This window comes from Streptomyces tateyamensis (assembly GCF_003205575.1).
GTDB classification, from domain to species: domain Bacteria; phylum Actinomycetota; class Actinomycetes; order Streptomycetales; family Streptomycetaceae; genus Kitasatospora; species Kitasatospora tateyamensis.
This window is the reverse complement of the sequence record NZ_PYBW01000125.1, coordinates 1-9,294: the sequence shown is the minus strand read 5'-3', so window position 1 is coordinate 9,294 and position 9,294 is coordinate 1. Positions and strand designations below refer to the sequence as shown.

The 9,294-nt window shown below is 73.0% G+C and carries 10 protein-coding genes; 7 read left to right on the top strand and 3 right to left on the bottom strand.

Going from position 1 to position 9,294, the window contains the following annotated elements:
• Window positions 1-16: 16 nt before the first annotated feature.
• Window positions 17-730, bottom strand: a complete 714-nt coding sequence (locus C7C46_RS27785) for an MOSC domain-containing protein (protein WP_110672682.1) — start codon at window positions 728-730, stop codon at window positions 17-19.
• 55 nt (window positions 731-785) lie between these two features.
• A complete protein-coding gene (locus C7C46_RS27780; RefSeq protein ID WP_245985050.1) occupies window positions 786-1,532 on the bottom strand; it encodes a cyclase family protein in 747 nt (248 codons plus the stop codon).
• A gap of 48 nt (window positions 1,533-1,580) precedes the next feature.
• On the opposite strand from C7C46_RS27780, the gene C7C46_RS27775 reads away from it, so the two are divergent.
• The 6 genes from C7C46_RS27775 to C7C46_RS27750 all read left to right on the top strand — a co-directional run bounded on the left by C7C46_RS27775 (window position 1,581) and on the right by C7C46_RS27750 (window position 7,064).
• Complete coding sequence (locus C7C46_RS27775) at window positions 1,581-2,249, top strand: UbiX family flavin prenyltransferase (RefSeq protein ID WP_110672681.1); 669 nt, start codon at window positions 1,581-1,583, stop codon at window positions 2,247-2,249.
• A gap of 65 nt (window positions 2,250-2,314) precedes the next feature.
• Window positions 2,315-2,776 (top strand): Lrp/AsnC family transcriptional regulator, encoded by a 462-nt coding sequence (locus C7C46_RS27770; RefSeq protein WP_110672680.1) that lies wholly within the window; start codon window positions 2,315-2,317, stop codon window positions 2,774-2,776.
• Window positions 2,777-2,778: 2 nt separating this feature from the next.
• Entirely contained in the window at window positions 2,779-3,741 is a 963-nt protein-coding gene (locus C7C46_RS27765; protein WP_110672679.1) for a threonine ammonia-lyase, read from the top strand.
• Between the two features lie 53 nt (window positions 3,742-3,794).
• Window positions 3,795-4,958 carry an aminofutalosine synthase MqnE gene (mqnE, locus tag C7C46_RS27760; RefSeq protein WP_110672678.1) on the top strand — a complete coding sequence of 388 codons (1,164 nt, stop codon included), beginning with the start codon at window positions 3,795-3,797 and terminating at the stop codon, window positions 4,956-4,958.
• Window positions 4,959-5,053: 95 nt separating this feature from the next.
• Window positions 5,054-6,001, top strand: a complete 948-nt coding sequence (locus C7C46_RS27755; RefSeq protein ID WP_110672677.1) for a L,D-transpeptidase family protein — start codon at window positions 5,054-5,056, stop codon at window positions 5,999-6,001.
• A 118-nt stretch (window positions 6,002-6,119) separates the two neighbouring features.
• Window positions 6,120-7,064, top strand: coding sequence for a beta-ketoacyl-ACP synthase III (locus C7C46_RS27750; RefSeq protein WP_110672676.1), 945 nt, complete (start codon window positions 6,120-6,122; stop codon window positions 7,062-7,064).
• 205 nt (window positions 7,065-7,269) lie between these two features.
• Here the strand turns inward: C7C46_RS27750 and C7C46_RS27745 are convergent, their stop codons facing one another.
• Window positions 7,270-7,917, bottom strand: coding sequence for a TetR family transcriptional regulator (locus C7C46_RS27745; RefSeq protein ID WP_110672675.1), 648 nt, complete (start codon window positions 7,915-7,917; stop codon window positions 7,270-7,272).
• A gap of 406 nt (window positions 7,918-8,323) precedes the next feature.
• On the opposite strand from C7C46_RS27745, the gene C7C46_RS27740 reads away from it, so the two are divergent.
• The coding region (locus C7C46_RS27740) for a serine/threonine-protein kinase (RefSeq protein ID WP_146259230.1) at window positions 8,324-9,294 on the top strand (971 nt) is incomplete at its 3' end.

Here is a 9,294-nt window from a genome sequence, read left to right as displayed (position 1 = left end):
GATCTTCAGTGCACTTCTAGGCGAGCCGCAGCCGGTCCCCGAGCCGCAGCGGTCCGGGGGCCTCGACGGTGGCCAGGGCGTCCAGCCGGCCGCCGTGCGCGCGGGCCAGGGCGCGCAGGATCTCGGGGGCGTGCGGCAGCCCGGGCTGGGCCGCGGTGGACATCGCGCAGCGCTCGCTGGAGCGGACGAAGGCGAGCCGCAGCCCGCCGCCGCCGAGGTGGCCCTCGCCGCCGAACCAGTCGTCCTCCACGAATGGCCGGGTGCCCGGCGGGGTGCGCAGCAGGATGTTGGGACGGAACCGGCGCTCGTCCACCAGCGCGGTGGGGACGGCCTCGCGCAGCCACTCCAGGGTGGCGGTGCTGAGCACGCTGACTGGTAGCTGGTCGAAGTGCGAGACGCCGTCCTCGCGGGCCAACTCGATGTCGGGGCGCTGCAGGTAGGCCCGCAGGAAGGCGGTCGGGTCGGGCACGGTGCGCCCGAGCGGGTCGATCAGCTCGGGGCCGTCCAGCGCGCGCCCGAGCCGGGAGCCGAGCCGCAGCAGGCCGTCCATCCGGCGGAACCGGCGGCTGGTCTTGCCGGAGCCGAGCCGGCCCTCGCTGTCCCGCACCGCGTAGAGCCGGTCGCCGGCCAGGCCGCGATCATCGACGGCCACCGCGGCCAGGCGCTCGCCGGCGGTGGACTTCACGGGGTAGCGCCACAGGCGCTCCACCACTCCGATGATCTCTGTCATGGCCCGTCAGCCTATCGGCCCGCTCCCGGGATGGTCTAGACCAAGTCGGTTGCCATCAGCCGATCCTGGCCACCGCCCGGGCCGGCGCGCCGTCGGCCGCGGCCAGCCGCAGCGGGAAGAGCGAGACGCTGATCGGCCGCTCCCTGGCCTGCGCCTCCAGCAGCGGGGTCAGGTCGGTCAGGTTCTCGCAGATCACCCCGCCGCCCTCGGCGCCGAGCAGGATCCGGTGCGCCGCCAGCTGCGGCTCGGCGGCGGGCGGGGCGTCGTGCTCGTCGGCCAGGCCCGCCAGCAGCGCGGCCACCGCCGGGTCGCCGGGGCCCGGGTCGGGGGTCGGGTCCACGCTGAGCGCGTCCACCCCGACCGTGCGGATCCCGGCCGCCACGATCGCCTCGGCCGCCCCGGGCGTCAGGTGAGGGTGCGCCAGGTACCGGTCGGTGCCCCAGAACCGCGGCCAGCCGGTGGCCAGCAGCAGCACCGCGCCGGGCACCGCGCGGGCCAGTGCCGGGGCCAGCTGACCGGCCGTCACCGCGCTGCGCGCGGGCAGCGCGCGCAGGTCGGCCAGCACCGCGGGCCCGGTGAACCGCTCCAGCGGCAGCCCGTCCAGGGTCGGCCAGGTGACGTCCACGTGGTAGGGCGCGTCCACATGCGTGCCCGACTGCGAACCGAGGTGCACCGAGAGCACGTTGACCCCCGCGGTCGCAGTGGTCAACGCCGGGCGCAGGGACACCGCGGGGTCGCCCGGGTAGACGGGCATCCCGGTGGTGACCTGATGGGTGAGGTCGTACAGAACCGGAGCAGTCACCTCACCAGTCTCCCTCACGCCGGACAGCCCTGGCCTAGGGTGCCGGGTATGGGCAATGAACAACTCCCGACCAGGCGGCCGTGGATCGTCGCGGTGGCCGGCGCCTCGGGCACCCCGTACCCGGCCGCGGTGATCCGCGCGCTGCTGGCGGCGGGCGAGGCGGTGGACCTGGTGGTCAGCCGGGCCGCCCGGCTGACCCTGCTGGACGAGACCGGGATCGCCTTCCGGGACGCGCACTGGCAGGCCGACCTGGCCGCCTGGCTGGGCGGCGGGACGGACCTGTCCGGGGTGCGGTACTGGGCCGCCGGGGACTTCGCGGCCGGCCCGTCCAGCGGCTCCTACCCGGCCAAGGGGATGCTGGTGGTGCCGGCCACCACCGGGGCGGTGGCCGGGATGGCGCTCGGGCTGAGCAAGGACCTGCTGCAGCGGGCCGCCGCCGTCACCCTCAAGGAGCGCCGCCCGCTGGTGGTCTGCGTGCGCGAGGCACCGCTCGACGGAGTGACGCTGCGTCATCTGGTGGCGCTGGACGAGGCGGGGGCGGTGGTGCTGCCCGCCTCGCCGGGCTTCTACGCCGGCGGGTCCACCGCGCAGGAGCTGGTGGACTTCGTGGCCGGGCGCGTGCTGGACGCGGTCGGGGTGCCGCACACCCTGTACCGGCGGTGGTCCGGTGAGCTGGGTGCGGCGCGGGCGCACCCGGGCGGCGGCCGGGGGGCGTAAGAACGCCCGTGCCGGGAGAGTATGTTCTCTGCGATATCAGGGCTCGGACGGATGCGGGACGGTACATGGACACGGTGGACAGACAGCTCATCCAGGCGCTGCGGGAGAACGGACGCGCCTCCTACGCGGAACTGGGCCGCCTGGTGGGCCTGTCGGGTCCGAGTGTGACGGACCGGATCAACCGGCTGGAGCAGGCCGGGGTGATCACCGGCTACCGGGCCACCGTCAACCCGGCCTCGCTGGGCTTCGGGGTGACGGCCCTGATCGGCCTGCAGCTCACCGACGCGGCCGACCACGAGGACGTGGCGCACCGGCTGAAGGACCTCGGCGAGGTCGAGGACTGCTGGTTCATCGCGGGCGACGACTCGTACATGCTGAAGGTCCGGGTCTCCGACGTGGAGGGCCTGGAGTCGGTGGTCAAGCGGCTCTCCGGCACCAAGGGGGTGGCCCGGACCCGGACCACCGTGGTGCTCTCCACCAAGTGGGAGAACCGGGTCAGCGAGCTGCCGCTGGAATCGGGGGAGTGACGATGGCACTGGTCGGGCTGGAAGAACTGCGCGCGGCGCAGCAGCGGATCGCGGGAGTGGCGGTACGCACCCCGCTGATGCCCTGTCCGTGGGCCGAGGACGGCAAGCGCCGGCTCTGGCTCAAGCCGGAGAACCTCCAGCCGACCGGGGCCTTCAAGATCCGCGGCGCCTACAACCGGCTCGCGGTGCTCAGCGCGGCCGAGCGCGAGCGCGGCGTGGTCGCCCAGTCCAGCGGCAACCACGCGCAGGCGGTGGCCTACGCGGCGAAGCTGCTCGGCATCAAGGCGGTGATCGTGATGCCGGACACCTCGCCGGCCGTGAAGGTGGCCAACACCCGCTCGTTCGGCGCCGAGGTGGTGCTGGTGGCGCCCGAGGCCCGCGACGACGTGCCGGGCGAGCTGAGCCGCCGTCACGGCTACGTCTGGGTGCCGCCGTACGACGACCCGTACATCATCGCCGGGCAGGGCACGGTGGGCCTGGAGATCGGCGAGGACGCCCCGGACCAGCTGGACACCGTGCTGGTCCCGGTCTCCGGCGGCGGGCTGATCAGCGGCACCGCGGCCGCGATCAAGCTGACCACGCCCGGGGTGCGGGTGGTCGGGGTGGAGCCGGAGCTGGCCGCCGACGCCCAGGGCAGCCTGCGCTCGGGCACCCGGGTGGTCTGGCCGGTCGCCGACACGTACCGCACCATCGCCGACGGCCTGCGCACCCCGACGGTCGGCCTGCTGCCCTTCGAGCACCTGACGGCCTACGTGGACGACATCGTCACGGTCTCCGAGGAGGAGATCCGCGCCACCGTCGCGGTGCTGGCCCGGCGCGGCCGGCTGGTGGCGGAGCCGTCCGGCGCGGTGACCACCGCGGCCTACCTGCACCGGGCCGACCAGGTCGGCGGACGGGTCTGCGCGGCCGTGCTGAGCGGCGGGAACATCGAACCGACGCTGCTGTCCGAGCTGCTGTCGGCATAGGCGTAGTCTCGGTCCGGACTGTGAAACCGGATGGACAGGAGGCGGGCCACCGCATGGACGCAGGGCTGAAGCGCGAGCTGGAGGCGAAGGTCTACGCGGGCGAGCGGCTGACCCGCGAGGACGGGATCGCGCTCTACGAGAGCGACGACCTGGCCTGGCTGGGCGGCCTGGCGCACCACGTGCGGACCCGCAAGAACGGCGACGTGGTGCACTTCAACGTCAACCGCCACCTGAACATGACCAATGTCTGCGCCGCCTCCTGCGCGTACTGCTCGTTCCAGCGCAAGCCGGGCGAGAAGGACGCCTACACGATGCGGATCGAGGAGGCGGTGCGGCTGGCGAAGGCGATGGAGAGCGAGTCGCTGACGGAGCTGCACATCGTCAACGGCCTGCACCCGACGCTGCCGTGGCGGTACTACCCGCGCTCGCTGCGGGAGCTGAAGGCCGCGCTGCCGAACGTCTCGCTGAAGGCCTTCACCGCCACCGAGATCCACTGGTTCGAGAAGATCAGCGGGCTGAGCGCCGACGAGATCCTGGACGAGCTGATCGACGCCGGCCTGGAGTCGCTGACCGGCGGCGGCGCGGAGATCTTCGACTGGGAGGTGCGCCAGCACATCGTCGACCACGACACCCACTGGGAGGACTGGTCGCGGATCCACCGGCTGGCGCACAGCAAGGGCCTGAAGACCCCGTGCACCATGCTCTACGGCCACATCGAGGAGCCCCGGCACCGGGTCGACCACGTGCTGCGGCTGCGGGAGCTGCAGGACGAGACCGGCGGGTTCCAGGTCTTCATCCCGCTGCGCTACCAGCACGACTTCCACGACTCCAAGGACGGCGTGGTCCGCAACCGGCTGATGGCCCGCACCGAGATGGCTACCGGCGCCGAGGCGCTGAAGACCTTCGCGGTCTCCCGGCTGCTCTTCGACAACGTGCCGCACGTCAAGGTCTTCTGGGTGATGCACGGGGTCACCACCGCGCAGCTGGCGCTCAGCCACGGCGCGGACGACATGGACGGCTCGGTGGTCGAGTACAAGATCACCCACGACGCGGACAACTTCGGCACCCCGAACAAGCTGGGCCGCGAGGACCTGTTGGACCTGATCCGGGACGCCGGTTTCCGGCCGGTCGAGCGCAACACCCGCTACCAGGTCATCCGCGAGTACGAGGGCCCCGACCTCACCCGGCGGGACGTCCCGCAGGCGATGCGCCTGTGACCGCCACCCGCCTTCACCAGCGCTGACGCCCCTTCACAGGCATTTAGGGCGGCACGGGTTTACCGACCTGTCGTCCGTTTGGGAGGATCGGGCGCATGTCCGGATCCCATCGCGCCAACGGCAGCCGCCGGCGCGGCCACGCGCCGCGACCCGACCAGCCGCGGGCCGCGGGCGCGCCGGGTCCGCGGGCCCAGACCCGCGGGCGGCGGCGCAAGGCCCGGCGCCGCCGCGGCCGGGCCGCGGCCGGCACCCTGACGCTGCTGCTCGCCGCGGCGGCCGGCTGGCTGGGCCTCGGCCCGGGCGGGATGCTCGCCGCGCACGGCAAGGGCGTCGCGCTGAGCGCTCCGGACCAGCCGCTGCCCTCGCCGACCGGTCCCAACCCGTTCCTGGGCACCGACGGCCCGCACACCGACGCGCCGGCCGCCGACCGCTCGGACCGGGCCGACGGCACACTGGCCCAGCTGCCCGGCCTGGGCGCCGGCTACCTGGCCCGGATCCCGGCCGGGACCGCCCAGGTGCTGGTCGCCGCGGGCAGCGGCAAGGACGCGGCCGACACCACGGTCACCCTGTACAGCCGCACCCCGGACGGGCGCTGGCGCGCGGGCACGGCCTGGCCGGCCCACAACGGCTTCGCGGGCTGGACCGCCGACCACCGCGAGGGCGACCTGCGCAGCCCGGTCGGCGTCTTCCCGCTCAGCGACGCGGGCGGGCTCAAGGGCGACCCGGGCAGCAAGCTGCCCTATCACCAGGACGACGCCTTCGTGGCCGAGGGCTCCGGCTTCACCGGCGACTCGCTGGCCGGCGCCTTCGACTACGTGGTGGCGATCGACTACAACCGGGTGGCCGGCAGCTCCCCGCTGGACCGCCGCGAGCCGCTGGGCGCGGCCAGGGGCGGCGGGATCTGGCTGCACGTGGACCACGGCGGCCCCACCCACGGCTGCGTGTCGCTGACCGAGGACCACATGGCGGAACTGCTGCGCACCCTGGACCCGGCCGCCCACCCGGTGATCGTGATGGGGGACGCCGCCTCGCTGGCCGCCTGAGCAGCGTGAGCACCCGTTGCGGCACAAGGGGCGTTGTCCGGCTCCTACAGAACCCGGCGTCGGACCTTGTCACAGGCCGTGACCGGTTGACGCGCGAGTAACCCGGTTGCATGAGAGCATGACCGGTTCCCGCATCACCGCGCTCGGCCACTACCAGCCCGCCAAGGTCCTCACCAACGAGGATCTGGCCCGGCTGGTCGACACCGACGACGAGTGGATCCGCAGCCGCGTGGGGATCCGCCAGCGGCACATCGCCGAGGCGGAGACCCTGGTCGACATGGCCACCGAGGCCGCCCAGAAGGCACTCGCCGCCTCCGGGCGGACCGCCGCCGAGATCGACCTGGTGGTGGTGGCCACCTGCACCGCCGTCGAGCGCAGCCCCAACACCGCCTGCGCGGTGGCGGCGCGCCTGGGCATCACGGCACCCGCGGCCTACGACATCAACACGGTCTGCTCCGGCTTCTCCTACGCGCTGGCCACCGCCGACCACGCGATCCGGGCCGGCGCCGCCAGCCGGGCGCTGGTGATCGGGGCCGAGCGGATGAGCGACACCCTCGACTGGACCGACCGCTCCACCTGCGTGATCTTCGCCGACGGGGCGGGCGCCGCCGTGGTGGAGGCCCAGGAGGCGGGGGCCGAGCCCGGGATCGGCCCGGTGCTGTGGGGGTCGGAGCCGGACAAGAGCGACGCGGTGACCATCACCGGCTGGCAGCCGGTGATCAGCCAGCAGGGCCAGACGGTGTTCCGCTGGGCCACCACCAAGATCGCCCCGCTGGCCCGCGAGGCCTGCGCCAAGGCCGGCCTGGAGCCCGCCCAACTGAAGGGCTTCGTGGCGCACCAGGCGAACCTGCGGATCATCGAGGCGATCGCGGCCAAGCTGGGCGCGCCCGACGCGGTGATCGCCCGGGACGTGGTCGAGTCCGGCAATACCTCGGCGGCCTCGATCCCGCTGGCGCTCAGCAAGCTGGTCGAGCGGGGCGAGCTGACCACCGGCGACCCGGTGCTGCTGTTCGGGTTCGGCGGCGGGCTGGCGTACGCCGGACAGGTGATCCGCTGCCCCTGAGGCGTGTCGCTGCCGCGGGCAGGGCGAAGGGGCGGGACCCTGGTACGGGTCCCGCCCCTTCGCCCTGTTGTCGTGCTGGCGCGTTGCGGTACGTCGGCGAACCTCCCCCGAGGACACGGCCGCCGCCCGACGTTCCACCGGACAGGAGGCCGGGGCACGCGCGAGCACACGTGGGTGCTGAGGGTCTACCGGGTGGTCGGGAGGTCTACCTGGGCGGCTTCTTGCCGGTGACGCCCAGGTACACCATCGGGGCGAGGGTGGGTTTGAGGTCCTTGACCTTGACACCCCAGGAGGTGAAGGCCTTCTGGTGCTCGGCTGCCGATGCCAGCAGCGAGATCAGTGAACCGGCCACCGCGGCGGCGTCCTGCGCCTTGTCGGCCTGGCCCTTGGCCTGGAGGTCCTTGATGGCATCGGCGAGTGGCTTGGCCACCGAGTTGAGGACAGTCATGCGGATCTTGAAGAACCGCTTGTCCCCTTCTGCGGCACCCAGCGTGACCACACGCAGAATGGCATCGTTCTTGCGCCAGAAGGCCAGGAATCCGTCCACCAGTTCTTCGGAGGTGGTGGTGCCGGACTTTCCTGCCCAGGACTTTCCGTCGATCAGCTCTTTGAGCTCGACGCTGTCCTTGGCCATTTCCTCGGCGATGTCGAGGACAGCGCCCTCGACATCCGGGAAGTACTGGTAGAAGGTCGCGGGGGAGGTACCCGCCATACGGGCGACGTCGATGACCTTGACGTCCCGGTAAGGCGACGTGCTGAGCATCTCGCGGAGGCAGTCGAGCAGCTTCTGCCGCGTCTCCTGTCCGCGTCGCCCGGCGACGCGACCGTCGACGGTGCGAACTTGTCCTGTCATGCCGTCAGCTTACCGCGCACCGATCATGGCGCGATTCGGTGATGCGACTATTAGTCCGCTCGGGGGTGGCAATAGTGGCGGGGATAGCGATATTCGAAGCCCCCCCGTGTGCTGATGGCGGCACAGAGTGACGGCCCGTGGGCTGAAGCTCCTTCGGGTTGCTCTGCGTAGCGTCCCGCCGTGAATGCGGTGACTTCCGAGGCGGCGTCAGAACGCGTTTCGCACGGGGCGGCTGACGGGGTGGCCGGATCCGGACGAAGCGGCACGACACGGTCGGGAACACGGGACGGGGGGAGATTGGCTCAGACGGCGGGCGCATTGGACAATCAGCTCCGGCCCCTCGGGGGCACCTCCCGGCCGAAGGCTGGGGAGGGTGGCAGTGCGGCGACGGGGAGGTGGCAGCCGAGTGGACCAGCTGACGGCGCAGGATCCGAGACGGATCGGGCCGTTCGAGGTGCTCGGGCGCCTGGGCGCCGGCGGGATGGGGCTGGTGTACCTGGCTCGCTCCGCCTCGGGACGCCGGGTCGCGATCAAGACGGTGCGCGGCGAACTCGCCGAGGACGAGCTGTTCCGGGTCCGGTTCGCCCGGGAGATCGCGGCGGCCAAGACGGTGGGGGGCTTCTACACCGCGGCCGTGGTGGACGCCGACGCCGACGCCCGGGTGCCCTGGCTGGCCACCGCCTACGTGCCGGCCCCCGCGCTGGAGGACCTGGTCGGCGAGTGCGGCCCGCTGCCGGTGGACGCGGTGCGCTGGCTGATCGCCGGCATCGCCGAGGCCCTGCAGTCCATCCACGGCGCCGGTCTGGTGCACCGTGACCTCAAGCCGTCCAACGTGCTGGTCACCGAGGACGGCCCGCGGGTGATCGACTTCGGGATCGCCGCCGGGGTCTCGCACACCCGGCTCACCATGACCAACGTGGCGGTCGGCACCCCCGCCTACATGTCCCCGGAGCAGGCCAAGGACAGCCGCAGCGTGACCGGGGCCAGCGACGTCTTCTCGCTCGGCTCGCTCACCGTGTTCTGTGCCACCGGCCACCCGCCCTACCGCGGCGGCAACCCGGTGGAGACCGTCTTCAAGCTGCTGCGCGAGCAGCCGGACCTGTCCGGGCTGCCGGTCGAACTGGTGGACCTGGTGCGGGCCTGCATGCGGCCCTCGCCCGAGCACCGGCCCACCCCCGAACAGATCCAGGCGGAGCTGGCCCCGCACCTCTTCTCCCAGGACGACGCCGGGGAGTCGGAGGGGGACTGGCTGCCGCCCAGCGCACTGGAGCTGATCGAGCGCAAGCGCGGCCGCCGGGTGCCGCAGGCGCGGGCCGTGCCGCCGGCCGCCCCGCAGCCCCCCGCGGTGCCGCCGGTGCCCGTCCTGCCGCCGGCCGT